At 54.2% G+C, this 25016-nt stretch carries 24 protein-coding genes; 6 read left to right on the top strand and 18 right to left on the bottom strand.

The genetic code is table 11. The annotated features are described in order from the left end of the window. Window positions 1-184: 184 nt before the first annotated feature. The 17 genes from PFRI_RS15070 to PFRI_RS14990 form a co-directional block, all read right to left on the bottom strand. Window positions 185-1048 carry an acyl-CoA thioesterase gene (locus tag PFRI_RS15070; RefSeq protein WP_072631526.1) on the bottom strand — a complete coding sequence of 288 codons (864 nt, stop codon included), beginning with the start codon at window positions 1046-1048 and terminating at the stop codon, window positions 185-187. A 9-nt stretch (window positions 1049-1057) separates the two neighbouring features. Continuing rightward, window positions 1058-3013, bottom strand: a complete 1956-nt coding sequence (locus tag PFRI_RS15065; RefSeq protein ID WP_072631525.1) for an acetoacetate--CoA ligase — start codon at window positions 3011-3013, stop codon at window positions 1058-1060. Next, window positions 3010-4215 (bottom strand): serine hydrolase domain-containing protein, encoded by a 1206-nt coding sequence (locus tag PFRI_RS15060; protein ID WP_072631524.1) that lies wholly within the window; start codon window positions 4213-4215, stop codon window positions 3010-3012. The genes PFRI_RS15065 and PFRI_RS15060 overlap by 4 nt, the downstream gene beginning before the upstream one ends. A gap of 3 nt (window positions 4216-4218) precedes the next feature. Further along, entirely contained in the window at window positions 4219-4902 is a 684-nt protein-coding gene (locus PFRI_RS15055) for an ABC transporter ATP-binding protein (RefSeq protein ID WP_084649719.1), read from the bottom strand. A 14-nt stretch (window positions 4903-4916) separates the two neighbouring features. After that, on the bottom strand, window positions 4917-5678 hold the full coding sequence (locus tag PFRI_RS15050; protein ID WP_072631522.1) for an ABC transporter ATP-binding protein: 762 nt from the start codon (window positions 5676-5678) through the stop codon (window positions 4917-4919). Then, a complete protein-coding gene (locus PFRI_RS15045; RefSeq protein ID WP_072631521.1) occupies window positions 5675-6970 on the bottom strand; it encodes a branched-chain amino acid ABC transporter permease in 1296 nt (431 codons plus the stop codon). The genes PFRI_RS15050 and PFRI_RS15045 overlap by 4 nt, the downstream gene beginning before the upstream one ends. Next, on the bottom strand, window positions 6967-7923 hold the full coding sequence (locus PFRI_RS15040; protein WP_072631520.1) for a branched-chain amino acid ABC transporter permease: 957 nt from the start codon (window positions 7921-7923) through the stop codon (window positions 6967-6969). Before PFRI_RS15040 ends, PFRI_RS15045 begins: the two co-directional genes overlap by 4 nt. Window positions 7924-8006: 83 nt before the next feature. Next, on the bottom strand, window positions 8007-9251 hold the full coding sequence (locus tag PFRI_RS15035) for a branched-chain amino acid ABC transporter substrate-binding protein (RefSeq protein ID WP_072631519.1): 1245 nt from the start codon (window positions 9249-9251) through the stop codon (window positions 8007-8009). Window positions 9252-9625: 374 nt separating this feature from the next. Next, window positions 9626-10423 carry an IclR family transcriptional regulator gene (locus PFRI_RS15030; RefSeq protein WP_072631518.1) on the bottom strand — a complete coding sequence of 266 codons (798 nt, stop codon included), beginning with the start codon at window positions 10421-10423 and terminating at the stop codon, window positions 9626-9628. A 3-nt stretch (window positions 10424-10426) separates the two neighbouring features. Continuing rightward, window positions 10427-11458 carry a phosphotransferase family protein gene (locus PFRI_RS15025; protein WP_072631517.1) on the bottom strand — a complete coding sequence of 344 codons (1032 nt, stop codon included), beginning with the start codon at window positions 11456-11458 and terminating at the stop codon, window positions 10427-10429. 15 nt (window positions 11459-11473) lie between these two features. Then, the gene (locus tag PFRI_RS15020) at window positions 11474-12121 is read right to left on the bottom strand and encodes a histidine phosphatase family protein (RefSeq protein ID WP_072631516.1); all 648 of its coding nucleotides are present in this window, start codon (window positions 12119-12121) and stop codon (window positions 11474-11476) included. Next, window positions 12114-13106 carry an NAD(P)H-dependent flavin oxidoreductase gene (locus tag PFRI_RS15015; protein WP_072631515.1) on the bottom strand — a complete coding sequence of 331 codons (993 nt, stop codon included), beginning with the start codon at window positions 13104-13106 and terminating at the stop codon, window positions 12114-12116. The genes PFRI_RS15020 and PFRI_RS15015 overlap by 8 nt, the downstream gene beginning before the upstream one ends. After that, window positions 13103-14299, bottom strand: coding sequence for an acetyl-CoA C-acyltransferase (locus PFRI_RS15010; RefSeq protein WP_072631514.1), 1197 nt, complete (start codon window positions 14297-14299; stop codon window positions 13103-13105). The genes PFRI_RS15015 and PFRI_RS15010 overlap by 4 nt, the downstream gene beginning before the upstream one ends. A gap of 25 nt (window positions 14300-14324) precedes the next feature. Next, window positions 14325-15251 (bottom strand): SDR family NAD(P)-dependent oxidoreductase, encoded by a 927-nt coding sequence (locus PFRI_RS15005; protein ID WP_072631513.1) that lies wholly within the window; start codon window positions 15249-15251, stop codon window positions 14325-14327. After that, the gene (locus PFRI_RS15000) at window positions 15251-16072 is read right to left on the bottom strand and encodes an SDR family NAD(P)-dependent oxidoreductase (protein WP_072631512.1); all 822 of its coding nucleotides are present in this window, start codon (window positions 16070-16072) and stop codon (window positions 15251-15253) included. The genes PFRI_RS15005 and PFRI_RS15000 overlap by 1 nt, the downstream gene beginning before the upstream one ends. A gap of 1 nt (window position 16073) precedes the next feature. Beyond that, a complete protein-coding gene (locus tag PFRI_RS14995) occupies window positions 16074-17189 on the bottom strand; it encodes an acyl-CoA dehydrogenase family protein (RefSeq protein ID WP_175549263.1) in 1116 nt (371 codons plus the stop codon). Window positions 17190-17194: 5 nt separating this feature from the next. Further along, a complete protein-coding gene (locus tag PFRI_RS14990) occupies window positions 17195-18361 on the bottom strand; it encodes an acyl-CoA dehydrogenase family protein (RefSeq protein ID WP_072631511.1) in 1167 nt (388 codons plus the stop codon). Window positions 18362-18502: 141 nt separating this feature from the next. Here PFRI_RS14990 and PFRI_RS14985 point away from each other — a divergent pair, with 141 nt between their 5' ends. Then, window positions 18503-19501 (top strand): NADPH:quinone oxidoreductase family protein, encoded by a 999-nt coding sequence (locus tag PFRI_RS14985; protein ID WP_072631510.1) that lies wholly within the window; start codon window positions 18503-18505, stop codon window positions 19499-19501. Between the two features lie 8 nt (window positions 19502-19509). On the opposite strand, the gene PFRI_RS14980 is transcribed toward PFRI_RS14985, so the two are convergent. Continuing rightward, window positions 19510-20166, bottom strand: coding sequence for a histidine phosphatase family protein (locus PFRI_RS14980; protein WP_072631509.1), 657 nt, complete (start codon window positions 20164-20166; stop codon window positions 19510-19512). Window positions 20167-20206: 40 nt separating this feature from the next. Here PFRI_RS14980 and PFRI_RS14975 point away from each other — a divergent pair, with 40 nt between their 5' ends. From PFRI_RS14975 to repC, 5 genes are all read left to right on the top strand, one after another. After that, window positions 20207-21211 (top strand): NADP-dependent oxidoreductase, encoded by a 1005-nt coding sequence (locus PFRI_RS14975; RefSeq protein ID WP_072631508.1) that lies wholly within the window; start codon window positions 20207-20209, stop codon window positions 21209-21211. 12 nt (window positions 21212-21223) lie between these two features. Beyond that, window positions 21224-21694, top strand: a complete 471-nt coding sequence (locus PFRI_RS14970) for a MaoC family dehydratase (protein ID WP_072631507.1) — start codon at window positions 21224-21226, stop codon at window positions 21692-21694. A 135-nt stretch (window positions 21695-21829) separates the two neighbouring features. Beyond that, the gene (gene repA, locus PFRI_RS14965) at window positions 21830-23020 is read left to right on the top strand and encodes a plasmid partitioning protein RepA (RefSeq protein WP_072631527.1); all 1191 of its coding nucleotides are present in this window, start codon (window positions 21830-21832) and stop codon (window positions 23018-23020) included. Then, a complete protein-coding gene (gene repB, locus PFRI_RS14960; RefSeq protein WP_072631506.1) occupies window positions 23013-24011 on the top strand; it encodes a plasmid partitioning protein RepB in 999 nt (332 codons plus the stop codon). Before repA ends, repB begins: the two co-directional genes overlap by 8 nt. Window positions 24012-24188: 177 nt before the next feature. Then, window positions 24189-25016 (top strand): plasmid replication protein RepC, encoded by an 828-nt coding sequence (repC, locus tag PFRI_RS14955; RefSeq protein ID WP_072631505.1) that lies wholly within the window; start codon window positions 24189-24191, stop codon window positions 25014-25016.

Here is a 25016-nt window from a genome sequence, read left to right as displayed (position 1 = left end):
GTCAGTCCCTCGCCGAAACCTCGCGCACTGGCCCGCATCGAAAAACCTTCATCACAGCAGACCTTAGGCATGTCCGCCGTTTCAACCTATTTTTACATCACATTACGCCCGTTACACGATATCCAGACCTAACCACACCAAGCTTAATCGCCTTTGCGTCGAATGACTCGGCTCTCGTGCTCACTTACTTTTCGGTTAGTGGCCGCATCAATCCTTCTTGCGCAACACTCGCCACGAGTTCGCCAGAATGCGAATAAATTGCACCGCGATTGAACCCGCGCGCGCCGCCTGTCCAAGGGGCGTCAAGATCATACAAATGCCACGCAGAGAAATCGATAGGCGTGTGGAACCACATGGCGTGATCGAGGCTGGCGGTCATCACTTTGCCCTGAAACCACGTCAGCCCATGGGGGCGCAGGGAAGAGCCGAGTAGGTTCATGTCAGACGCATAAGCCAGCAGGCAATGTTGCATTTGCGGCCCCTGCCCTTTGGCGGCTTCCATGCGAAACCAAAGCTGGTTGCTGTCACTGGTTTTCTCTGGCGTGAAGAAGTCGCGCGGGGCGACTTCGCGCAGCTCGATAGGGCGTTTGCGCAAGAAATCAGCGTGGTACTTTTCGGGGATCTGATCGACAACGGTCGCGCGCAGCTCATCACGGTTCGGCCAATCCTCAGGGGCGCCAACATCGGGTTTCGCGTGCTGATACTCCCACCCGCTTTCATCAATATGAAAGGACGCGGACATGTTGAAAATCTGTTTGCCATGCTGGATCGCAACGACGCGGCGGGTGGTGAAACTGCCACCATCACGCGCGCGGTCCACTTGGTAGATCACAGGAATTTTCGGATCACCGGGGCGGATGAAGTACGCATGTAGCGAGTGGCACAAACGATCCGGCACAGTGCGATACGCAGCCATGAGCGCCTGTGCGATCACATGCCCGCCAAAGATGCGCGTTGTCGTCTCGCCGCCCCCGCCAACGCCGCGAAACAGATCGACCTCTAGTTGCTCAATATCCAGGAGGTGCAGCAGTTCATCAGCAGGGGTCATGAGGAAACCTCAGGTTTTGGCCCGTGCGTTTGCGTAGGCGATAAAGGTGTCAAAGCTGTCGGGATTGGCCATGCTATCACGGTTCACCACGCTTTGAGGGTCGCCGCCAAGCAACAGCTTTTTCACAGGAACTTCAAGCTTTTTGCCAGAGAGCGTGCGGGGCACCTCTTTGATCTCAACAATCTCGTTCGGGGTAAATCGCGCAGAGACTTGCGCGCGGATCGCTTGGTTAATCTGCTCTTTCAGCGCATCGTCAAAAGGCACGCCAGCAGCAGGCACAACAAAGAGCGGCATGAAGCTGTCGCGTCCCAAAAACTCAAGATCAATCACGAGTGAATCGAGCACTGTGTCGAGCCCCTCAACCGCTTGATAAATCTCGGCGCTGCCAAGGCGGAGGCCCTTGCGATTGATCGTCGCGTCCGAGCGGCCATAAATCACCGACGCGCCGGTTTCATCAATCGCGATCCAATCGCCGTGACGCCAAACACCCTCGTAATCAGCGAAGTAACTGTCGAACAAACGCGTGCCATCGTCGTCGCCCCAAAAGTAGAGCGGCATAGAGGGCAGTGGCTCTGTGCAGACCAACTCACCCACTTCGCCAATCAGCTCATGTCCGCCCTCATCAAACGCGCGCACAGCATTGCCAAGGGCGCGGCATTGCATCTCTCCCGCGCGCACGGGCATGCCCGGATGTCCGACGACAAAGGCGCCAGCAAGATCAGTGCCACCAGAGATTGGCGCGAGCCATTGATCCGCTTTCACATCGCGGTAAATCCAATCATATGTGTCACCAGAGAGCGGCGACCCTGTCGCGCCGAGCGAGCGCAAAGCGCCCAGATCAACGTCCGCGCGCGGCGTGACGCCTGCTTTCATGCATGTGCTGAAAAACGCAGCCCCTGCCCCGAAATAGCTTAAACGTTCATCCGAGACGAAGCGCCACACAACCCCCATGTCAGGATAGTTCGCGGCGCCGTCAAACAGCGCTACTGTCGCGCCTTGGGCCAGTGCCATCCATTGGCCATTCCACATGATCCAACCCGACGACGTCAGCCAGCAAAAGCGATCCTTGGCAGAGATGTCTTGATGCAGGGATTGTTTGCTGCCCTCAAGTAGAATGCCGCCATGACCGTGTACGATGGGCTTTGGGTTGCCCGTGGTGCCAGAGGAATAGACGATCCAGAGGGGATGCTCGAAAGGAACGTGTGTGGCGGCGTAAGTGGCTTTGTTTTGGGTGATTTGATCCCATGCGATGTGCCCTTCAGGGAGCGGCCCAATCACAGGCAATGTCACAAAGGCAGCGACACTTGGCAAACCTGCATTGATCTCGGCAAGTACCTCGCGGCGATCCACTTGTTTACCCGCATGCATATAGCCGTCTTGCGCGATCAGCACTTTCGGTGCGATTTGCTGGAAGCGATCCAAGATCGCAACATGCCCCATATCAGGCGCGCAAAGTGACCAGACCGCACCGAGACTCGCAGTGGCAAGAAAGGCAACGAGCGCCACTTCTGTATTGGGCAGGATTGCAACGACGCGGTCCCCTTGCTCAACACCCATTTTTCGCAGGTTCATAGCGACACTCGCCACTTGATCCCGCAGCTCTGCCCAAGTCATTTCAGAGCGCCCGAATGTCTCTGATTGCACAATCAAAGCACAGTCATTGGGACGCGCGTCTGCATGTTTCAGGATGTTGTCAGTATAGTTCAGCCGCGCGCCCTTGCCCCATTCCATATCGGGCATTTGACGCTTGACCATCATCTGTTCTGGCGGCGTGTGCGCAGGGATCTCGAAAAAGTCCCAAATAGCGCGCCAAAAGCCGTCTAGGTCATCGATGCTCCAACGCCACATCGCGTTGTAATCCTCAAAATCAAGGCCGCGTGTGTCGCTCACAAACCGCTCGAATAACGCCATTGTGGACGCGTCATAGCGTTCTTTTGTCGGGGTCCAAAGAACCTTGGCGCTCACATCAAGGCTCCGTGCACTAGGGCTTTCATTTGCGCGCGTGAGGGGTAGGAACTGCTTGGCGAGAGTTGCGTGAAAAAGATCGCGGAGAGCTGATGAACCGGATTAATCCAGAAGAAGGTGGAGGCCATGCCACCCCATGAGAAATCCCCCACAGAGCCCGGCACACCTGCGCGCGCAGGATCCAAAATCACCGCGCCACCAATGCCAAATCCCATGCCATGCATGGGTTGTTCCGCAAAACTTGATGGCCCCATCGACGCGATATCGCCGCTCAGATGATTGCGCATCATAAAGTTAATCGTGTGCGGCGACAGCACCCCTTTGCCACCACAGCGCAGCATTTCGGTAAACTTGAGATAATCGTCGATTGTCCCAAGCAGACCGCCACCACCAGAGTGCATTTTGGAGGCTTTGAAGGGGGTCTTTGCCAAACTGTCGGCAAGGTTCAAGGTCTCGGTACTTTTCTGCGCAGAATTGAGATCAAACGAGTTGCCAGATAGCGGCGTGTACATCGATGCAAAGCGATCTTCTGTGCCGTTAGGAATGCTAAACCGCGTCTCATTCATGCCAAGCGGATCAAAGATTTCTTCGATAAAGAAGGCTTCCAGCGACTTGCCTGTGATCACTTCGATCACGCGTCCAATCAGATCAATTCCGACAGAATATTCCCACCGCGTGCCTGGTTTGAAGACCAGCGGAAGTTCGGACAAAGCTGCCGCAACTTGTTCCAAGGTCCGAGAACCGGGCCAGAAATCGAGCCTGTCTTCGCCCATTGCTTGGGGCACCAGTCCGGGGTTGAACGAATAGCTGATACCAGAGGTGTGCGTGAGCAATTGATGCAGTGTTGGCACATCGCAGGGTTCGGTCTGTGTGATGTCCGTTGCCCCCTCACGCAGACACCGTGCATCGGCAAACTCGGGGATAAAATCAGAGAGTGGCGCATCCAGATGCACCAAGCCGCGCTCGACCAAGATCATTATCGCGACAGATGTGATCGGCTTGGTCATCGAGTAGATGCGCGCCACTGTATCGCGGCTCCAAGGGGTGCCATTCTCGACATCGCGCAGACCGCACTCATGATAGAATGCCTCGGCACCGTCTTGGGCAATCAGCGCAGAGCAGCCAGCATATCGGCGTGTGTCCACATAGCTTTGCATCCAGCCTTTGATCCGTGAAAGGCGGGCCTCGTCAAACTGCGCCATCGCTTAAACCTCAAGCCATTCCTTGCGCACATCTTCGCGCTCTTTCAACTCTGCAGGGGTGCCTTCAAACACGACTTGTCCATGGCCCATCACGTAAACGCGGTGTGCAATGTCCATCGCGATCGAGAGCTTTTGTTCCACCAACAGCGTCGAAATTCCGCGCGCGGCGATCTCTTTGAGAACCTCGGCAACCTTCTGAACCATTTGCGGCGAAAGCCCTTCGGTCGGTTCATCGATCATAACGAAATCAGGGTCGCCCATCAGCGTTCTACACATGGTTAACATCTGCTGTTCACCGCCGGAGAGAACAGAGGCTTCCACATCTGCGCGACGATCTAGATTTTCGAACATATCGAACATCATTTGCATCGACCAACGCCCTGCCCCGTCTTTTTGACCGGGCTTCAAACCTAGATTCAGGTTCTGTCGCGTGGTCAAACCGGGAAAAATATCGCGGTTTTCTGGCACATATCCGATGCCCATATTAGCGATTTCGTAGGCCTTGCGCCCAGCGATTTCGGTACCTCGGAACTTGACCGACCCTTTCGGTTCTACTTCGCCCATGATCGCCTTGCAGGTCGTGGAACGCCCCACACCATTGCGCCCGAGCAGAGCGACGATTTCGCCCTCTTGCACGTTCAAGGTAACGCCCTGCAAGATGTGGGATTTACCATAATAGGCGTGCATGTCAGTGACTTCGATCAATGTTCTGCCTCCAAGGCTGCGCCCAGATAGGCTTCTTGCACTTTAGGATCACCGCGCACATCTTCGGGTTTTCCTGTCGCGATAATCTCACCATACACCAGCACGGAAATCTGATCCGCAAGACCAAAGACGACGCCCATGTCATGCTCTACCATGATCAATGTTTTGCCCTCAGTGACCTTCATAATCAGGTCGGTGATATAGTCGGTCTCGGAATGGCTCATGCCCGCAGTTGGCTCATCGAGCATGATCACGTCTGCACCACCAGCGATCGTGATGCCGATTTCTAACGCGCGTTGTTCTGCGTAGCTGAGTGTGCCCGCAGGCAGATTTCGGCGCTCAAGAAGGTTAATTTGATCGAGGATAGCGTCGGCGCCCTCGGTCAATCGTCTGGAATTATTAACCAAGTTCCAGAACGAATATTTATACCCTTGAGACCATAGCAAAGCGCAGCGCACATTTTCGAAAACCGACATCGCAGGGAAAATATTGGTGATCTGGAAAGAGCGCGACAAGCCCATGCGATTGATCTGGTAGGGCTGCAATCCGCGCAGGTCTTGGCCGTGCAATTTCACAGTGCCCGCCGTCGGCATGAAGCGCGCAGTAATCAGGTTGAACAGCGTCGATTTACCCGCGCCATTAGGCCCGATGATCGCGTGACGCTCGGACTTGCCAATGGACAGATCAATGCCGCGAATAATCTCTGCTTTGCCAAAGCTCTTCTTCAAACCCCTGAGTTCTAATGCAGCTGCGCTCATGATGCGTCTCCCGCTGTGTTGGCGCTATCCCACGCCTCTTTCAAGTCAGGCGCATTGCGCTTTGCGATGCTGATCCCGACAAACGCGACCAATCCAGCGATGACCCATGGGAGCAATGTGTGGCTGTCGAACGTCGTCCAAAACAGCGTCATTTCATCATCGCCAATCGAAGCGTGTCGGTAGTGGAACGTCATTTCCACCAGCGCGCAAACGCCCAAGATCCCTATCGCAGCGGGCAGCAAGGTCTTGAAGTAGGGCTGTATCAACTGCTTGGCATTGCCAAGCTTGAACACAGGCACATGCATCATCAACAAACCCGCCAAACCACCCGGAAAGAACATCACCGTGGCAACGAAAAGCGAGCCAGCGTAGAAGGCCCATAGCTCTGTCTGTAAGCTGAGAACGGTTTGCACCAAGGTAAACACAATCGCGCCAATGATCGGGCCAAAGAAGAAGCCGACACCCCCCAAGAAAGTGACCAATAGGATCACACCACTAGAGGCTGTGTTAAGGTTTTCCTCTGTCAGGATCTCATAGTTGATCGCAAAGAGACCCCCTGCGATTCCCGCGAAAAAGCCTGACGCGACAAAGCTATAAAAGCGCACCCAGCGGGCAGAATAGCCAAGAAATTCGGCGCGCTCTGGGTTGTCACGCACCGCATTTGCCATGCGACCGACGGGTGTGCGTGACCACAGATACATCAACGCCGCGGCCAAAATTACCCAGAAAGAGGTCAGATAATAAACGTCGATCTGCTGCAGAAACTCATTGCCAAAGAAGGGCATCGCGTAAGTACGGTCGCCTGAAATACCTTCTTCGCCGCCGAAAAATGCAACGATAATAACAGAGCAGGCAGCGATAAGCTCACCTACCCCGAGAGAAATCATCGCAAAAACCGTGCCAGCGTTGCGTGTAGAGAAGGCACCGACGATCATCGCAAGGCCCATGCCGAACAAGCCACCAAAGATTGGCAGAACCGGCAGTGGGAAACTGGCGAAAAGGTCGGACATGTTCATGATGTGCATACACGCGAAACCGCCAACACCTGCGTAGACCGCGTGGCCAAACGAGAGCATGCCGCCTTGTCCCAACAGCATGTTGTAGGCCAGCGCAAAGATCACCGTGATCCACATCTGGTTCATGATTGTTAACGCCGAATTCGACGTAAAGATGAACGGCATCAAGATCAGAGCAATCGCCGCAACGATCCAAGGCATTAAGGTTAACGTCATTGAGCCTGCGCGCATCCGCTGCGCTGGCTTACTCGGGTCGGTTGTCAGTTGATCGCTCATGAGTGACGCTTTCCAAACAGGCCCGCAGGGCGGAAAATCAAAATCAAGACCATCAGAATATAGGGGAGAATATCCGCGATTTGTGGGCTGGTAACGGTCCAAAGATCGCGCAACCAATGCTCGCTCAGGTTTTCTGGCGTCGCAATTCCAATTGCATTCAGCACATCAGACATCGCGAGGTTATATGACTTGGCAAATGTGGTGATCCAACCGATCAACAGCGACGCCACCAAAGCGCCCCAAAGCGAGCCAAGGCCACCAATCACAATCGTTACAAACACGATAGATCCCAGCACAAAGGCCATACCCGGGAAGGTACCAAGCACCGGACCAGCAATGACACCAGCGACACCCGCAAGCGCAGTCCCAACACCAAACACGCCCATAAAGATCAGCGGCACATTGTGCCCTAACGCCTCGACGGTGCGCGGATAGCTGAGAGCGGCTTGAATGATCATGCCAACCCGTGTACGCGTCAAGATGTAAAGCAGCCCGATGAAAATCGCGATAGAGATGAAGATCATGAAAATCTTGAACGCAGGGATCGAATTTCCAGCGATGGAGAAGGCAGTGAAATTCAAAACGTCAGGGACGTTGTAAGGCATCTGGTTTTTGCCCCAAATGAACTGCACCAATTCTTCGATCAAAAGCGCCAAACCGAACGTAAAAATCAGCTCTGGCACATGGCCATATTGATGGACCCGTCTTAATCCGTATCTTTCAACTCCGGCGCCCAAAACACCGACAATGATCGGCGCAATCAGAAGTCCCATCCAGAACCCCAGCGCGATGCTGATCTGATAGGCAAAATAAGCGCCCAGCATGTAAAAGCTGGCATGAGCGAAGTTCAAAACGCCCATCATAGAGAAGATAAGCGTAAGGCCGGCGGAGAGCATAAAGAGCAGCAATCCAGTCACCAGCCCGTCGATTATGTTGACGAGGATGAGTTCCATCGGTCCCCCCAAAGGGTAAATCAGAGATTAGGTCGCAAATGCCCGCCCCGCACGTGTCGCAGGGCGGGCGGTGAAACTGCCGCTTATGGGCGCTTCATTTCGCAGGTTGTCGGGCTGTCCATGGACGCCATCTCAACCGTTGACTCTGTCAAAACACCAAAGCCGGAGTTGTCATAATCAAACTCGATGTTCTCATCCGTGTGAACGCCAACATTCATGTTCTGAATGATCTGGTGATCCTGTGGACGCATGAAGAGCTTACCGCCCCACATGGAATCGTACTCCATGCCTTCAAGCTGTTTCGCAACCGCAACAACGTCATCCGCTGTACCTGCGCCTTCGATCGCTTGGGCCAACATGCCGATCACGTTAAAGATACGCGACTGGTCGATGTTGCCATCTGGATGCTTGGCTTCAAACGCATTGTAGGCTGCGCGTGCTTCGTCGGAACCGATAGGGTTAATGTCACCCTGTGCGATCAAACGAATACGACCTTTCGCGCTTTCACCAAGCGCTGCCGTGATGCCGGAACCCGCAGCGTAGTACGTATAGATCGGGCCGTTGTAGCCGCTCTCGATCAAGGACTTGCCGAGACCAACCATGTCAGCACCCCAGTTACCCGTGATAACCGCATCTGCACCAGAGGCGATGATCTTGCGCGAGTAAGGCGTGAAGTCTTTCACTTTACCGATCGGGTGAAGCTCATTGCCGACGATCTCTACATCCGAACGCTTCGTTGACAGATTTGAGACAGCCGCAGCTGCAACAGCCTTACCAAATGAGTAGTCCTGACCGATGATGTAAACCTTCTTAAGGGCTTCATCCGCTGCCATAACATCCGTCAAAGCATCCATCTTGATGTCCGCGTTTGCGTCAAAACGGAAGTGCCAGAAGTTACATTTGTCGTTCGTCAAAGCCGGATCAACCGCCGCGTAGTTCAGGAACAGAACACGGCTGTCAGGGTTACGACGGTTGTGCTTGTCGATGGCCTCAGTCAGCGCGTTCGCAACGCCGGATGAGTTACCCTGAGCGATATAGCGGATGCCTTGGTCAATCGCGACCTGCAGCTGGATCAAGCTCTCTTTCGGGCTGATCTTGTTGTCAAATGCGACGATCTCGAATTCGGTCCCGCCAAGGACGCCGCCTTGCTCGTTAACCATGTGGTCAGCGGCAAATTCAAACTGGTGCAAGCCGTTTGTACCAGTGCTTGCGAATGGGCCAGAAAGCGGATCGATAAAGGCGATCTTGATGTTCTCAGCAAAGGCCGCAGAAGCGCCAATCGCCAGAGACAGCGCGGAGACCGCGCACATTTTCGTAAAATTTTTCATTAATTCCTCCCAAGGATAAGATGGTGCCCCAGTTCATTTCATTCGGGGTCATTATCTGTAGGGAAAGACTTGCATACCTCTGATTAAAGTCAAGGTTGTAGACAGGGTGGTTTTCGGCGTCGTGATACATCTTAGGCGCGAAACCATAGCTTTGGTGCAGGGACGCACGCATTTTTGGCTGTACAAAAATTCGCCTTATTCATTGTTTTAATTGAATTATTTGCAAAAATGAGAGTGCTTTGAGAAACTCGAAACCAACGCTCGAAAGCATCGGGATTTTTATCTCTACACGCCAATTCCAAAGAGTTTCGTAGCGTCACATTTTTATGAAAAACCAGAGTTGTTCCGCTGTGCGAAACACCTCTCCGCGAGACTCAGCGGTGTGGGTGCATGCTGAGCGCATTCGCGGCCTTGATCAAACGCGGCGCGTACACGCTTTCAAGCTGTTTTGGCTTCACGCGAAAAGATGGCCCACCAAGGTTGAGACCATAGACACGATCACCGCTCATCGAAAACACAGGCGCCGCGATGCCGTTCACATCTTTGCGCCAAATCCCATAGCCTGTGCAAAAGCCTTTGCTTTCATAAATCGACTTCGCCTCGGCATGCCGCTTGCGCCCTTCGGCTTCGATTTCAGCACCTTGGCGTCCTGCGTATTCAAAGACCGCCTCGCGCGCGTCATCGCGCATGCCGACCAAAATGGACTGTCCAATCGCAGATGGAAACAAAGGCAAACGCGACCCGATACGCGCGACCAATGCCACGCCCTCAAGCGAATTGCTGGTCGCCACATAGACGACTTCGAGCTGATACACCTCGCCCAAAGCAACGGTGATGTATGAATTAGGCCCGTCGCGCAGCTGCGCCATTTCCTTTTGCGCAAGGTCCTGAATATCGATGCCAGACAGCACGCTAAAACCTAAATTAAGCGCCGCTGCACCTAGCCGATAAGTGCCCGTGCGCAGATCGGCAATCAAATATCCAAGTTCGCACAAGGTGTAAGTGAGGCGCGAAATCGTCGCCTTTGGCAGGCCAGTGCGGTCAGAAAAATCCGAATTCGTCAGCGTTACTTCACCGTCACGAAAGCAACTCAACAGTTCCAATCCACGCGCCAAAGCGGTAACAAAATTACGATCCTTTGTTGCTTCATCGTCGCGCAAATCATCCGCCATGTCTTAGCCCCGCTTCAACGCGTTAAGACCATGTTGCGCGAACACAGGAACGAATTCACCCAGTTTCAAAGCCCGTTCAGGGTTGGACGCGTTGCCGTCCAGACCCCGTTTCAAAACGCCCTGAATAATCCCCGCCATGCGGAAGAAACAAAAGCCTAAGTAATAGCCGAAGTTGTCGATCCCAGCGAGATTGCGCCGTTTGCAATACGCTTCAATAAACGCTTGATCTGTTGGTAGCCCAAGCGCTGTGCGATCCAAACCACCCATGCCGCGCCCTTCTGTTCCTGCAGGAAGTTGCCACTGCATAATCACACCCGCAAGATCCGCAAACGGGTGGCCAATGGTGGAAAGTTCCCAATCCAAAATCGCACGACATTGCGTCCCAGTTGCATCGAAAATCATGTTATCGAGCCGGTAGTCCCCATGAACCAGAGTGCGTTGCCCGTCATCCTCTGGGCGCTGCTCATCAAGCCCGATCATCAGCTCATCCATCGCCGGAATCGTCTGTGTCTCTGACGCACGATATTGCTTGGACCAACGCCCGACTTGGCGTTCAAAATAGTTCCCGTCGGGTCCATAATCTGCAAGGCCAACAGCCTTGATATCCACCTCATGCAGGGCCGCCAAAACGCGACCCATCTCATCAATAATCCCGCCACGATCCTCAGGGCTAACCCCCTCCATCGCAGGTTCATTAAAGTTGCGCCCGGGCACGTGATCCATAATGTAGAACATTGACCCGATCACGCTGTCATCTTCGCAAAGCAAATGCATTTTGGAGACGGGAACATCCGATCCCTCAAGTGCCTTTTGTACGCGAAATTCACGGTCCACAGCATGGGCAGATTTCAGCAAAATCCCCGGAGGTTTGCGACGCAGCACATAGTTATGCGCGGGCGTCTTAAGCATAAATGTCGGGTTGGATTGACCAGTTTGAAACTTCGTCACCTCCATAGGACCTTCAAATCCTTCGAGGTTTTGGCTCAGATAGCCGCGAACCGCCGCCTCGTCCAATGTTTGTGTATCTGCGCTCATATTGGTCCCAATCGTTTAACTATAGCTTAACAGCTCTGACCTTGCTTGGCTCATAAAATGCGGTGTGGCGTTGAATTCGTGCAAAGAAAACGACGGCCCAGAGAACATAAACCGCGTCATCGCCGTGTTCTTGATTTGCAAATTCAGGTTCATCATATGCCGCTTATCTGCCCCAAGCGCGACAGAGGTCATTTGTCCGATGACGCCCCCTGAAGAGATCACAAGCACACGTTTGGCATCCGTATCCGTCGCAAATTTTTGCGCCGCTTCGACGCGTTCACAAAACGCTTTGTAGGTCTCAGATGCACCTTCAAACGCTGCATCTTGCCACTCAAAAACCGTCTCTCTGAGGGTGCGAAAATGCGCACGGCGATCACCACTAACAAGGTCAGGAATATCCCCTTTGAACCGCGCGTTCAGCAGATCGCCAAAATCATATTCATTAAAGCCACTATGCTCTTCGCCTTTTGAAAACCCCATCGACGACAACGTATCGCGTTGCCGCTTTAGCGTCCCCGTGACCAACCGATCCGGCACCCAGTTAATCTCTCTTAACAGCGCACCCACAGCCTCTGCCTGACGATGCCCAAGCTCGGACAGAACGTCATAATTGTCCTGCCCGAACGACGCTTGGCCGTGACGTATGACCAAGAGTTCAGCCAAATTCAGCCGCCAATTTTTTGCCGGCCGCGAGATATTCACGCTCCATGCGATCCACAATAGAGCCAGCAGACCCAACGGATTTCACAGCCCCAACGCCCTGCCCCGAGCCCCAAATCGTCTTCCACGCTTTGGGCTTTTCACGATCCGTCCCAAAATCCATCGATGACGCATCCGCTTGCGGCAAGTTATCAGGATCCATCCCTGCATTCTCGACCGAACCACGCAAATAGTTTCCCCAAACCCCGGTAAAGAGCGAAGAGTAAACAATATCCTCCGCACCAGATTCGACGATCATATCCTTGTAGCCCTGATCCGCATTCGCTTCATCCGTGGCGATAAACGCAGAGCCTGTGTAGCCGAAATCGGCCCCCATCGCGCGCGCAGCTAGCAAGCTTTCCCCACTCGCAATCGCGCCAGACAGCGCCAATGGCCCATCGAACCATTCACGAATTTCTTGGATCAACGCGAGCGGCGATTGCTGCCCCGCATGCCCACCAGCACCTGCAGCGACAGCCACCAATCCATCCGCACCCTTATCAATCGCCTTCTTGGCAAACCGATTATTAATGATGTCATGCAAGACGACACCTCCACAGGAATGCGCCGCTTCATTAACCTCGATCCGCGCACCTAGCGAGGTGATCCAGATCGGCACTTCATGCTTCACACAGATCTCTAGATCCCGATCCAAACGCGCGTTCGAGCGATGCACAATTTGGTTAATCGCAAAAGGCGCCGCAGGGCGATCTGGGTTCGCCTGATTGTGACGATCCAGCTCTTCCTTAATCTGCGTTAACCAAGTGTCGAGCAGCGGATGCTCCCCCTCACCCTCTCGCGCATTCAATGCAGGAAACGAGCCAACGATCCCCGCTTTGCACTGTGCGATCACCAGTTTTGGCACCGAAATAATGAACAAGGGCGACGCAATCAGCGGAATGCGCAGCCCTTGCAACGCCTTTGGCAGATGCGTGTCATCGCGGCTCATAGAACTTCAAACAATCCGGCCGCGCCCATGCCTCCACCAACGCACATCGTGCAGACGACATATTTCGCGCCACGCCGTTTTCCTTCGATCAGCGCATGACCCACCATGCGCGCGCCAGACATCCCATAGGGATGCCCGATCGAGATCGCACCGCCGTCAACATTAAGCAGCTCGTCAGGAATCCCAAGCTGATCACGCGAATAAAGCACCTGCACGGCGAACGCCTCATTGAGTTCCCAAAGACCAATGTCGTCCATAGTTAAACCATGCGCTTTGAGCAGCGGCGGAACCGCGTAAATCGGACCGATTCCCATCTCATCCGGCTCGCACCCAGCGGCCATCACACCAATGTAGCGACCAAGTGGTTCAAGCCCTGCTTTCTCCGCCGCCTTACTTTCCATAATAACACAAGCAGAGGCACCATCGCTTAACTGCGAAGCGTTTCCAGCGGTGATATATTTACCTTCTTTAATGCGCATCCCATCTTTGAAAACGGGGTTCAAACCGCCAAGGCTCTCAACCGAAGTGCTCGGGCGATTGCCCTCATCCTTTGCCAGCGTCACCTCGTGCTCGGAGATCTCTTTCGTCTCTCGATCCTGCACCAGCATCGTCGATTTCAGCGGTACAATCTCCGCATCAAAACGCCCTGCTTCTTGCGCCGCATGGGTCAACGCTTGCGAGCGCGCAGCATATTCGTCCTGCACATCGCGCCTCACATTATAGCGCTCTGCAACTGTCTCGGCCGTCTCCAACATAGACATGTAAATGTCGGACTTATTCGCCATGAGCCAAGGGTCGGCCGCGACGCGCATCTCTTTGGTTTGAACCATAGAAATGCTCTCGACACCGCCACCTATGGCCACGTCCATACCGTCCATCACAACCTGTTTCGCAGCCGTCGCAATTGCCATCATTCCCGATGCACACTGACGGTCCAGCGACATGCCCGCGACACTCACAGGCAGGCCTGCGCGCACCGCAGCTTGGCGTGCAATGTTGCCACCGGAATGGCCCTGTTGCAAAGCCGCGCCAAGGATCACATCTTGCACGCGAGCGGGATCAATCCCTGCGCGCGCAACGGCGTGTTCAATCGCGTGACCCGCCAATTCCTGAGGCGTCGTGTTGTTGAAAGCACCGCGATAGGCTTTGCCAATCGGCGTGCGTGCGGTGGATACGATAACTGCATCGCGCATATTAATCTTCCTTAATTAGTAAAGGTTACCAATCCAGTTTCAGGCCACGCGCCTTTGCTGCACTGAGGGCATATTTCTTGGTCTGACTGAACGCGTCAGCCATCTCTTGTTGGTCTGTTGGGTCGGTGATCTGATCAAATTTCGCGGCCACTTCTTCAGGCGTATTTTCAACACCCGTCAGCGTGATGCCTTGCGTCTCGTAGACCCTGGTTTGAGCAAAACTTCCGCCACCCGCACCCATGATCACTTGGCTCGGCGCATCCTCGGAAACGAGATAAAGCAGACCAGGGGAGATCGTCTCCGGCGCAAGCATTTCGGCCGCCTCTGGCGGGAACAATTCTTCCGTCATCCGCGTCACAGCCGTCGGCGCGAGAGTATTTACGCGAATATTATCGCGCGCACCTTCCATATGGAGCACATTCATCAAACCCATCATTGCCGCCTTTGCAGCACCGTAATTGGCCTGACCAAAATTGCCGTAAAGACCCGACGAAGAGGCAGTGAAAACCACCCGTCCGTATTGTTGTTCACGCATGATCGGCCAACACGCATGTGCCACATTGGCAGAGCCGATAAGATGCACGTCAACAACCTTGCGAAAAGCCGACATTTCCATCTTGGCAAAGGTCTTGTCCATCAAGATGCCCGCGTTGTTCACGCAAATATCGATGCGCCCCCAAGCGTCCATCGTCTGAGCGATCATATGGTTAACGCCGTCCTCGTCGGAAACGTCACAGCCATGCGCAATCGCTTCGCCGCCCATAGCTTTGATTTCTGCAACCACCGCTTCAGACGCAGCAGAAGTCGATCCTGTTCCATCCCGCGAAACGCCCAGATCGTTAACCACGACTTTAGCCCCACGTGCCGCAAGTCCAAGCGCATGCGAGCGACCTAGACCAACGCCAGCCCCCGTGACAATCGCCACGCGGCCATCAAATCTAATCTCGCTCATTAGTGAAGCGCCTGTTCAAAAATGTTTGGCCCAGACATCACATTGATGCCCCCTGAAACGGGCACAACCGCGCCCGTAATATACGCGCCACCGCGACCACACAGGAACAACATACAACCCGCGATATCCTCGTCGCGACCCACGCGTTTGAGGGGCACATCATCGCCAACCTTGCTGCGCATTTCCTCGTCATGCGTCGCAAACGCTGTCATGCGCGACACAAACGGCCCCGGCGCGAGCGCGTTAACCGTGATTGCGTCGCCAGCGAGTTCTTTGGCCAAAATCTTGCTCAAATGAATCACCGCCGCTTTGGAGGCCGAGTAGCTATATGCGCCATCGCCCATCTCGCGTTCACCCATGACGGAACCCACGTTAACAACGCGCGCAGGGTCATCCACAGTTCCCGACGCTTTCAGCATGGGCAACAATTTTTGCGTCAAGTCAAACAGACCCGCGACGTTAACATTCATTACTTTGTCCCAGGCCTTGAACGGGAATTGCCCCATCGGCGCGCCCCAAGTGATGCCCGCATTGTTCATCAAAATGTCGAGCGTTTCAGTGCGGTCTTTAACCGCCGCGACCAGCGCATCAACGCCTTCTTCCGTGCCAACATCGCCCGCAAACCCAATCGCTTTTCCGCTCGCCCCGAGCGCGTTTAACTCTGCCGCAACGGCTTCGCATGCCTCGCCTTTGCGCGATGCAAGCAACACAGTCGCTCCTGCACGCACCAAGCTTTCCGCCGCCATGCGGCCAATTCCAGTCGCCCCACCTGTAACCAAAGCCACTTTGCCGTCCAAGCCGAACAGTGTTTGAATATCCATCTTAAAACCCTCTTTCTGCTGCGATTTTTTCGGCGTGATAGCTGTAATCCCCAAGCCATTCCGCCGAAACGCGCGCGCGTTTCATGTAAAACCCCATATCAAAGGCGTCGGTCATTCCGATGCCTCCGTGCATCTGCACACCTTCTTGCACCGCCAATATTGCCGTCTGCGTCGCACGCGCTTTGGCGAGGGACACCGCTGTTTCAGCAACACTCGAATCCTCATCCAATTTGCGCCCTGCATTGAGGATCGCGCTAGAGGTCACTTCGATCTCGCACCAAAGATGTGCCGCGCGATGTTGCAGAGCTTGGAAGCGTCCAATCTCGACGCCGAACTGTTTACGTTCCTTAAGATAGTCGACAGTCATGGTAAACGCGCCCACCGAAAGCCCCGTCATTTCAGCCGCCAGCGCCGCTTGTCCTGCGTTGATGGCTGGCTTCAAAATATCCATGGCATTGTCCACCGCGCCCAGCACATCTTCGCCCGTCGCTTCCACATCTTCAAACGTAATCCTTGCAGCGTCTCGTGCGTCGATCATGTTCGACGCATCACAGTTAACGCCAACACGGTCCGCCGGAATATCAAACAAGGTTAATCCATCAGCGGTGCGCGCCAGAACCAGCAATCGATCCGCACTAGCGCCATCCACTACAAACTGCTTTTTGCCGTTCAATCGAAAACCATTGCCGTCTGCTTTTGCCTCCATCTGAACGCCCTCAGGATCAAACTTTATCCCTTCATCGACGGCCAACGCATAGGTCACATCGCCCGAAGCAATCTTCGCCAGAGCCCCCAATGCACGCGCATCGTTAACCTGTCTTAACGCCGTCGCGGCAATCACAGCGCTAGAGATAAACGGCGAAACCGCCAGCGTCTTACCCATCTCATGCGCGATCACATTCGCCGCTGCGAACCCCATATCGGAACCGCCCGCTTCCTCGGGAACCAACACGCCAGCCCAACCCAAATCAGCCATCTCTTTCCAAGTCGCCGCGTCAGAGGTCACCCCAGCATCACGCATTTCGCGCAGCTTGCTCACAGGGCAAGCATCATCCAAAAAGCCGCGCGCCATATCGGCGAGCATCGTCTCTTCTTCGTTCATCACCAGCTTTGCCATACCGCTCACCCCGGAAGCCCAAGGACACGCCGCGATACGATGCTCAGCATCACCTCGCTCGTGCCACCTTCAATCGAATTGGCCTTCGTGCGCAGCCAATCACCGGCGCGATTGCCCACAGGTCCGTCCCATTCGAGCGCGTCAGAGCCACCCGCATTCATCATTAATTCGTGCCGCTGTTTGTTCAATTCCGTGCCCATGTATTTGAGCATCGCAGAAGCATCTCCAGCACCCTGCCCTGCTTCGGCTTGGTCCTTATACCGCTCCAGCGTTAACCCAATTGCCAGCGAATTCACTTCACAGCGCATCGCATCCGCGCGCAAAGTCGCATCCATTTCATCCATCGTATCCTTGATCACAGCGCCCAACGCACGACCGCCCCCAGACAACCCAGCACCGCCGCCAGAAATCATCTCACGCTCATGCGTTAACAAATATTTCGCAACGTCCCAGCCACGGTTAACCTCGCCAACGATTTGCTCTTTCGGGATCTTCGCGTCCGTAAAAAACGTCTCACAAAACGGGGATACACCGCTGATCATTTTGATCGGCCGCGTCTCGACGCCACCACCTTTCATATCGAGCAAAAGGAACGAAATACACTTGTGTTTGGGTGCCTCGCGATCCGTGCGCACGAGTGCAAAAATCCAGTCGGCTTTGTCCGCGTAAGAGGTCCAAATCTTTTGACCATTCACCAGCCAATGATCGCCTTTGTCCTCGCCATGGGTCTGCACATTCGCCAAGTCAGACCCTGCACCGGGCTCGGAATAGCCCTGACACCAACGCACTTCGCCGCGCGCAACTGGGGGCAAATATTGCAGCTTTTGCTCATGAGTTCCAAAGTGCAAAAGCGCGGGCCCAAGCATCCAAATACCAAAGCTCTGCAAAGGCGAGCGCGCATCAAGGCGACCCATCTCTTCGTGGAAAATCTTTTCCTGATCACGGCTCAATCCAGCGCCGCCATACGCCACAGGCCAGGTCGGCACAGTGTAGCCCTTTGCGGCACATCGCTCGAGCCAGACGCGCTGCGCATCAGACGTAAACACCCAATCCTTGCCACCCCAGCAAATGCTCTCTTCGGTCATCAAACCGTCGCGCATTTCTTCGGGGCAATTTTGTGCCAACCAATCGCGCAGCTCCGCGCGAAACGCATCCAAAGGGTTCACCGTCATGCTTAATTTCCTCCCCTAAAGACGTCACGTCAAAATGCGGACATCCGTTCCGCTATGCAGAATGGCGAGGCGAATTGCGATTGACAAGATACGACGCCACGTCTCTCTTTTGATCAACTTAGCGCTTTGGGGGAATTAACTATGAAAGCCATGCTCAGCACAGAGGTCGGCGGACCTGAAATTTTGCAACTCACCGATATGCCAACGCCTGAACCGGGCAAAAAGCAGGTGCGCATTCGTGTGCACGCGGCGGGCGTTAACTTTCCCGACACTTTGATCATACGCGATCTCTACCAAATGAAACCGCCCCGCCCCTTTGCCCCCGGTGGTGAAGTCGCAGGCGTGGTTGAGGCAGTGGGTGAAGACGTCAAACACCTTCACATAGGCGACCGCGTTTTGGGGATGAGCGGCTTTGGCGGCTTCGCAACAGAACTGGTTCTCGATGCCGAGCGCGCTGTGAAAATTCCCGACAACATGCCCTATGATGAGGCCGCTTGTTTCGTGCTCACCTACGGCACATCGCATCATGCGCTCAAAGATCGCGCTGAACTGAAGGCGGGCGAATCCGTACTGATCCTTGGCGCTGCTGGCGGCGTGGGCATTGCTGCGGTCGAGTTGGCGAAAGCCGCTGGCGCAAAGGTGATCGCTGCCGTGTCATCAGAAGAAAAGGCACAATTCTGCCGCGATGCAGGTGCTGATGAAACGCTGATCTACACGCGCGAGATGAGCGATCGCGCTGCGCAAAAAGAGTTTTCCAATCAGATCAAAGCCCTCTCTGGGCGCGACGGTGTTGATGTTATTTACGATGCTGTTGGTGGCGATTATGCCGAACCTGCCGTGCGTTCGCTCGCTTGGAAGGGCCGTTATTTAGTCGTCGGCTTCCCCGCTGGCATTCCAAAAATTCCGCTTAACTTAACTTTGCTTAAAGGCTGTCAGATCGTCGGTGTTTTCTGGGGCGCGCACACTCTAAGAGAACCGCAAAACCATGCTGAAAACATGGGTGATCTGTTCCGTCTTTATAGTGAAGGCAAAGTCAAGCCGCGCATCTCTGCAAGCTACGCGCTAGAAAACGCAGGCGAAGCTTTGCAGCTTTTGCAGGATCGCAAAGTACTCGGCAAAGTCGTCATAACAATGCCTTGAGCGGGGCCCTAGACAGACAAATGCGACACGTCATTAAACCCGCGCAGGATCATTTGCTCGCCATGGATAACAAGGCGGCTGATAGATCCGTTTTCAGCCCCATGAAACGCGAAAGGCGGCGATCCTGTCGCCACCGCCAGCGCAGCGCCAATGACCCCGCCATGCACAACAACCGCGACCAATTCATCCGCATGGGCCCGCGCGATGCGCATCAGCCCCGCCTTGACCCGCGCTTGCAGTTGCGCAGTGGTTTCCGCACCGGGCACTTCACCCCATTCCTGTTGCTCCTTGGCGCGGATAAATGCCGGATCTCTGTCCATCACACGAAAGCGATATTCGCCCCCGTCCCAATCACCCAAAAACACCTCGCGCAGGTCTCGTTCCACGCGTGGCGCAATCCCCAAGCGCTCCGCCAAGGGTGCTGCCGTCTGATGCGTGCGCTGCATGGTCGTGACGTAAATCGCGTTAATAGGCTCTGCCTTCAACCGATGCCCCACAGCAATCGCTTGCACTTCTCCATCAGGATGCAGCGCGGGATCGCCCTGCCCTTCGACCAGCGGAAAACTCTCGCCGCGCACGGCCGCTTGCGTTTCTCCATGCCGGATCAAGAGCAAATCCGCAGCACCCTTAGGTGGCGAAAACCGATGTTGGCGCGCTTCGTTCATCACAATTCCCTTTTCGATTATTCACAGTAGGACATACAAAATGCAAAACCGCCAGATCACGATTGCAGAACTTCCCACAGGCACCCTCGGCCCTGAACATTTCACACTAGGCGAAACTGCAAAACCAGAGCCTAAAAAGGGCGAAGTCCTTCTCCGCGTCATTCTAATGTCCATCGACGCCGCCAATCGCTCTTGGATGAAAGGTGCCACCTACCGCGCCGCAGTCCAAGCGGGTGATCCGATGCCCACATACGCAATTTGCGAAGTGATCGACGCCAACGGAACGCACCTGAGCAATGGCGACATTGTAGCGGCAGAAGCAACATGGTCCGAATACGTCACCGCCAAAGCGCGCAAAGTCCAGCCAATGCCCAAAGTAGCCACGCTGTCCCACCTCATGTCCGTTTACGGAATCGCTGGCAAAACCGCGTTTCACGGGTTGATGTCCATCGGCAATCCTATGGCTGGCGAAACCGTTCTGGTCTCTGCCGCCGCTGGTTCCGTCGGTGGATATGTCGGTCAAATCGCCAAAGCTCTTGGCTGTCGCGTCGTCGGAATCGCGGGCGGCCCAGATAAATGCAAATGGGTCGTCGATGAACTGGGCTTCGATGCTTGTGTCGATTACCGCGAAGCCGGTCTCAGTCGCGCACTCGCTGTCGCTTGCCCCGATGGGGCGGACATTTATTTCGACAATGTTGGTGGCAAAGTGCTCGAATCCTCCCTCAACGTGATGAACGAAAAAGGCCGCGTTATTTGCTGTGGTGCGATCAGTCAGTACGACACTGAAAACCCCACAGGCCCGCGCAATTTGCCGGGTGTAATCGTGGTAAAGCGTCTGAAAATGGAAGGTTTCATCGTCATGGACTTTGCCCATAATGATGCCAAATGTGTCCGCGCGATGCAGCATTGGGTCGGCACTGGCCAGATCAAAGTCATCGAGGACATCGTTGATGGTCTTGAGAATGCGCCCAAAGCGCTCATCGGGCTTCTGAACGGCGATAACAAAGGCAAACGCCTCGTGCGCGTCGCCGCTGACCCTACATAAGGAGCGCATAATATGTCATCCCTGCAAACTGCTTTCACCCAAAGCCAAGCGCTGGTCGGTACTGAAGTCGGCGTCTCGAATTGGATCACTGTTGATCAGGAAATGATCGATACCTTCGCCAAAACCACCCATGACGAGCAATGGATTCACGTTGATCCTGAACGCGCCGCTGCTGAGACACCTTTCGGCGGCACCATTGCGCACGGCTTCTTGACCCTCTCGCTCGCGAGTCGTTTCGCCTATGATTGCTTCTCTTTGATGACCGGTCAGGTCATGGGCATTAACTATGGCATGAACAAACTTCGCTTCTTGATGCCAGTGCGTGCAGGCTCAAAATTGCGTGGTCGCTTCACCCTTGTAGACGTCAAAGCACGTAGCGCCACGGACCTTCTTCGGACCAACACGTTAACCATTGAAATCGACGGGGAAGAGACCCCTGCCCTCGTCGCAGAATGGCTTGGCCTCGCGGTGTTCAAAGATTAACGCACCTTGTGTAGCGCCACCGCGGCGCTACTATATCTAGAAAATGCTTGCACGAATCCCCGTTCTCATCCAATAGTCACGGAAAAGAGCCGTTTAACGGTAAAAACCGTGAACACGGTATACGGCGGGCAGAAAATGAGCACACAAGATCCAGAAGACATCAATGCGGTGATCCGTCAACACTCCGAGTGGTTGGCAGCGCAGTTGCACGCACAACGCGAGAGCTTGTTTCCCCCGAATGCATCCAAGACAATGCGCAAATTCACCTCTGGTGAAGCCGCTAATTTCTTGGGCGTTAACGACTCGTATTTGCGCAAGTTGCACCTTGATGGCAAAGGCCCTGAACCAGAGGTCTCTGCGGGCAATCGTAGACTCTATTCAGCGCAAAACGTCCAAGACTTGCGCGTTCTTCTCGAAAAGACAGCGCGCAAACCGGGCGATTACTTGCCGGGACGTCGCGATGGCGATCACATGCAAATCATCGGTGTGATGAACTTCAAAGGTGGCTCTGGCAAAACAACCACCTCTGCGCATCTCGCTCAGTATCTTGCGTTGCAAGGTTACCGTGTTCTTGGTGTCGACCTTGACCCGCAAGCGTCGTTCACCGCGCTCCATGGCGTTCAACCTGAGACCGATTTGCCCGATGGCGGCACGCTTTACGATGCGATCCGCTATGATGACCCAGAGCCGATCCAAAACGTGATCCGCAAAACCTACATTCCCAATCTGGACCTCATTCCTGGCAATCTTGAACTGATGGAATTTGAGCACGACACTCCGCGTGCGCTTGCTAATAATGCTGCTGGCTTGTTCTTCTTCCGTGTCAAAGAGGCACTAAAAGCCGTTGATAGTGTCTATGATGTGGTGATCATCGACTGCCCCCCACAGCTTGGCTTTCTCACCATGTCAGCCCTTTCTGCCGCGACGGGCGTCCTTGTGACGATCCATCCTGAGATGCTTGACGTCATGTCGATGAGCCAATTTTTGCGTATGACCGCTGATCTGATGGATGTAATTGCCGATAGCGGCGCGGATATGACCCATGACTGGATGCGTTACGTTCTCACGCGCTATGAACCGCAAGATGCGCCACAAAATCGCATCGTTGCTTTCTTGCGCACGATGTACGGCGACAAGGTGCTGAATGCGCCGATGCTCAAGTCCACAGCGATCTCGGATGCGGGTCTAACAAAGCAAACTCTCTATGAAGTTGAACGCAGCGCATTCACGCGCACGACCTATGATCGCGCACTGGAAAGCCTGAACGCGCTTAATGGTGAGGTCGAAGAATTGATCCAAAAAACATGGGGGCGCCGCGATGACTGACAAAAAGAAAAAGCGTCTCTCGATGCTCGATAATCTGACGGTTGGGGCAGCGCCAACGCCGTCCTCAATGATCAAAACCAGCCGACCCATGCGCGCCGCGCGCGATGCCGTAGATGGTCACAAGGTTTGGGAGCTTGATCCCGCTCAAATCATCGACACGCGGGTGGCTGATCGCCTCTCTCATGAGGACGTGAGCGATTTGCGCGCATCCATTGAGGCGACAGGACAAACGGTCCCTATACTGCTGCGTAGACACTCATCTGAAGATGATACGTACCTTCTTGTTTATGGCCGCAGGCGGCTAGAAGCGATCCGAACATCTGACAAAGTCCACAAGGTGCGCGCCTTGATTGCGAGCATGGATGACAGCTCTGCAATCGAAGCGCAAATCTCCGAGAACATGGCACGACGAGATCTGAGCTATATCGAGAAAGCGCTCTTTGCTCATGAGTTGATCGAAAGTGGTTTTGGCAATCAAACCCGCGTTGCCGAGGTTTTGACGGTCACGAAATCCGCCGTGTCCATGGGTCTTGCGATCGTTGACGCGATTGGTGTCGAGTTGATCCAAGCAATCGGTCCAGCGCAGAGCGTTGGGCGTCCTAGATGGGATGCGATGGCGAAATCCTTAGAAACATCATTGCTTGCGCAAGATGACCTTGTGGAACTCGCGCATCGCACCCGTGAAATGGCGCAGATTGACGTATTTTCCGCAACCAGCAGCGAAGATATTCGCGATCCATCCGTTGCAGCCTTTGACGCCGTTCAAGCGCGGCTTTTGCCCAGCAAAAAAGCCAAAGCGACGAAGCCTAAAGGCGCATCAAAGACTGTTCAGTTTGACAATAAATCAAGCGGAAAGATCAGCAGAACGCCCAAAGGTATCTTGCTCGAAGTGACGGGGCAGGGGGGCTTTGCAGACTTTGTCGAGGCCAACGCTCCTGAGACCCTACAAAAGCTATTCACGCGCTGGAAGCAGAGTGAAGCATCCGAATAACCAAGCCGTAAAAATAACAGACAGGAGGCACGAACGAGGTAAAAAAGAAAAAGTCCCGCAAAGCTGACGCTCTACGAGACCCTTAATTCTAGCAAGTTCAGGGTAGTGGTTGGCAGACAAATTCGCAAGTCCAAAGTGATTCGCGGGACCAAGAAGTTTTGCCCGAGTGAAATTCTTATGAGCTATATTCCGATAACGCCTTTTGGGCGATCCATGAGTGTTGAGCTGATAGAGCATCATCGCAGCACCACTAAAGCTATGCCTGAAACAGGCGTCAACAAATACGAAATCTTGCGTAAACTTACGAGTGCTCGTGTTAAATTTGGGCTGAGTGATCGCGCGTTGAATGTTCTTCAAGCGCTGCTTAGCTTTCATCCTGAAACAGAGCTTAACGCCAATGGTAAACCGTTGACCGTGTTCCCCTCAAATGCTTCTATTTGCGAACGCTTGAATGGAATGGCCTGCTCAACCATGCGACGTCATCTCGCTGTCTTGGTCGACACCGGCTTGATTGTGCGGCGCGACAGTCCAAACGGGAAACGTTATGTTAAGCGATATAGCGGTGCTCCTCAGGCGTTTGGGTTTGATCTGACACCACTGGTCACGCGCTTAGATGAGATTAGTGAATTGGCGCGAGACGCTCGAGAAGTGATCGAAGAGATGGACCGTCTCAAGCGATCTGTGAGCCTTATGAGACGGGACCTGGCGGGGCTTGCTGAACTGGGTGCTGATATGCACCCAGAACGGGCTATCTGGGACGCGTTTAGTGATGCGGCACTCTTGGCAGCCCGTCATTTGCGTCGCAAATTATCCTTGGCAGAATTGAACACCTTAAAGGGCGAATTAGCCAGCCATTTAGCTGAAGCAAAGGCTGCATTTCAGATCGAAGATACAACAAAAACGAGCACCAGTGATGTTCAAAATGAGCAGCACCATCTTAATTCTATACCGCTGCTACCCCAAAACCCGAATTTTTTCATGGGTTATGACGCGGAAATTGTCTGA

The sequence above is a fragment of the Planktotalea frisia genome (assembly GCF_001890925.1).
Lineage (GTDB): Bacteria > Pseudomonadota > Alphaproteobacteria > Rhodobacterales > Rhodobacteraceae > Planktotalea > Planktotalea frisia.
This window is presented reverse-complemented; position numbering and strand designations above follow the sequence as displayed.

What these genes read in the sequence shown, in the direction of transcription:
- PFRI_RS15070 (WP_072631526.1), bottom strand. Translation starts at nt 1,048, where the DNA reads ATGACCCCTGCTGATGAACTGCTGCACCTCCTGGATATTGAGCAACTA.
- PFRI_RS15060 (WP_072631524.1), bottom strand. Translation starts at nt 4,215, where the DNA reads ATGGCGCAGTTTGACGAGGCCCGCCTTTCACGGATCAAAGGCTGGATG.
- PFRI_RS15055 (WP_084649719.1), bottom strand. Translation starts at nt 4,902, where the DNA reads ATGCACGCCTATTATGGTAAATCCCACATCTTGCAGGGCGTTACCTTG.
- PFRI_RS15050 (WP_072631522.1), bottom strand. Translation starts at nt 5,678, where the DNA reads ATGAGCGCAGCTGCATTAGAACTCAGGGGTTTGAAGAAGAGCTTTGGC.
- PFRI_RS15045 (WP_072631521.1), bottom strand. Translation starts at nt 6,970, where the DNA reads ATGAGCGATCAACTGACAACCGACCCGAGTAAGCCAGCGCAGCGGATG.
- PFRI_RS15040 (WP_072631520.1), bottom strand. Translation starts at nt 7,923, where the DNA reads ATGGAACTCATCCTCGTCAACATAATCGACGGGCTGGTGACTGGATTG.
- PFRI_RS15035 (WP_072631519.1), bottom strand. Translation starts at nt 9,251, where the DNA reads ATGAAAAATTTTACGAAAATGTGCGCGGTCTCCGCGCTGTCTCTGGCG.
- PFRI_RS15030 (WP_072631518.1), bottom strand. Translation starts at nt 10,423, where the DNA reads ATGGCGGATGATTTGCGCGACGATGAAGCAACAAAGGATCGTAATTTT.
- PFRI_RS15025 (WP_072631517.1), bottom strand. Translation starts at nt 11,458, where the DNA reads ATGAGCGCAGATACACAAACATTGGACGAGGCGGCGGTTCGCGGCTAT.
- PFRI_RS15015 (WP_072631515.1), bottom strand. Translation starts at nt 13,106, where the DNA reads ATGAGCCGCGATGACACGCATCTGCCAAAGGCGTTGCAAGGGCTGCGC.
- PFRI_RS15010 (WP_072631514.1), bottom strand. Translation starts at nt 14,299, where the DNA reads ATGCGCGATGCAGTTATCGTATCCACCGCACGCACGCCGATTGGCAAA.
- PFRI_RS15005 (WP_072631513.1), bottom strand. Translation starts at nt 15,251, where the DNA reads ATGAGCGAGATTAGATTTGATGGCCGCGTGGCGATTGTCACGGGGGCT.
- PFRI_RS15000 (WP_072631512.1), bottom strand. Translation starts at nt 16,072, where the DNA reads ATGGATATTCAAACACTGTTCGGCTTGGACGGCAAAGTGGCTTTGGTT.
- PFRI_RS14995 (WP_175549263.1), bottom strand. Translation starts at nt 17,189, where the DNA reads ATGGCAAAGCTGGTGATGAACGAAGAAGAGACGATGCTCGCCGATATG.
- PFRI_RS14990 (WP_072631511.1), bottom strand. Translation starts at nt 18,361, where the DNA reads ATGACGGTGAACCCTTTGGATGCGTTTCGCGCGGAGCTGCGCGATTGG.
- PFRI_RS14985 (WP_072631510.1), top strand. Translation starts at nt 18,503, where the DNA reads ATGAAAGCCATGCTCAGCACAGAGGTCGGCGGACCTGAAATTTTGCAA.
- PFRI_RS14980 (WP_072631509.1), bottom strand. Translation starts at nt 20,166, where the DNA reads ATGAACGAAGCGCGCCAACATCGGTTTTCGCCACCTAAGGGTGCTGCG.
- PFRI_RS14975 (WP_072631508.1), top strand. Translation starts at nt 20,207, where the DNA reads ATGCAAAACCGCCAGATCACGATTGCAGAACTTCCCACAGGCACCCTC.
- PFRI_RS14970 (WP_072631507.1), top strand. Translation starts at nt 21,224, where the DNA reads ATGTCATCCCTGCAAACTGCTTTCACCCAAAGCCAAGCGCTGGTCGGT.
- repA (WP_072631527.1), top strand. Translation starts at nt 21,830, where the DNA reads ATGAGCACACAAGATCCAGAAGACATCAATGCGGTGATCCGTCAACAC.
- repB (WP_072631506.1), top strand. Translation starts at nt 23,013, where the DNA reads ATGACTGACAAAAAGAAAAAGCGTCTCTCGATGCTCGATAATCTGACG.
- repC (WP_072631505.1), top strand. Translation starts at nt 24,189, where the DNA reads ATGAGCTATATTCCGATAACGCCTTTTGGGCGATCCATGAGTGTTGAG.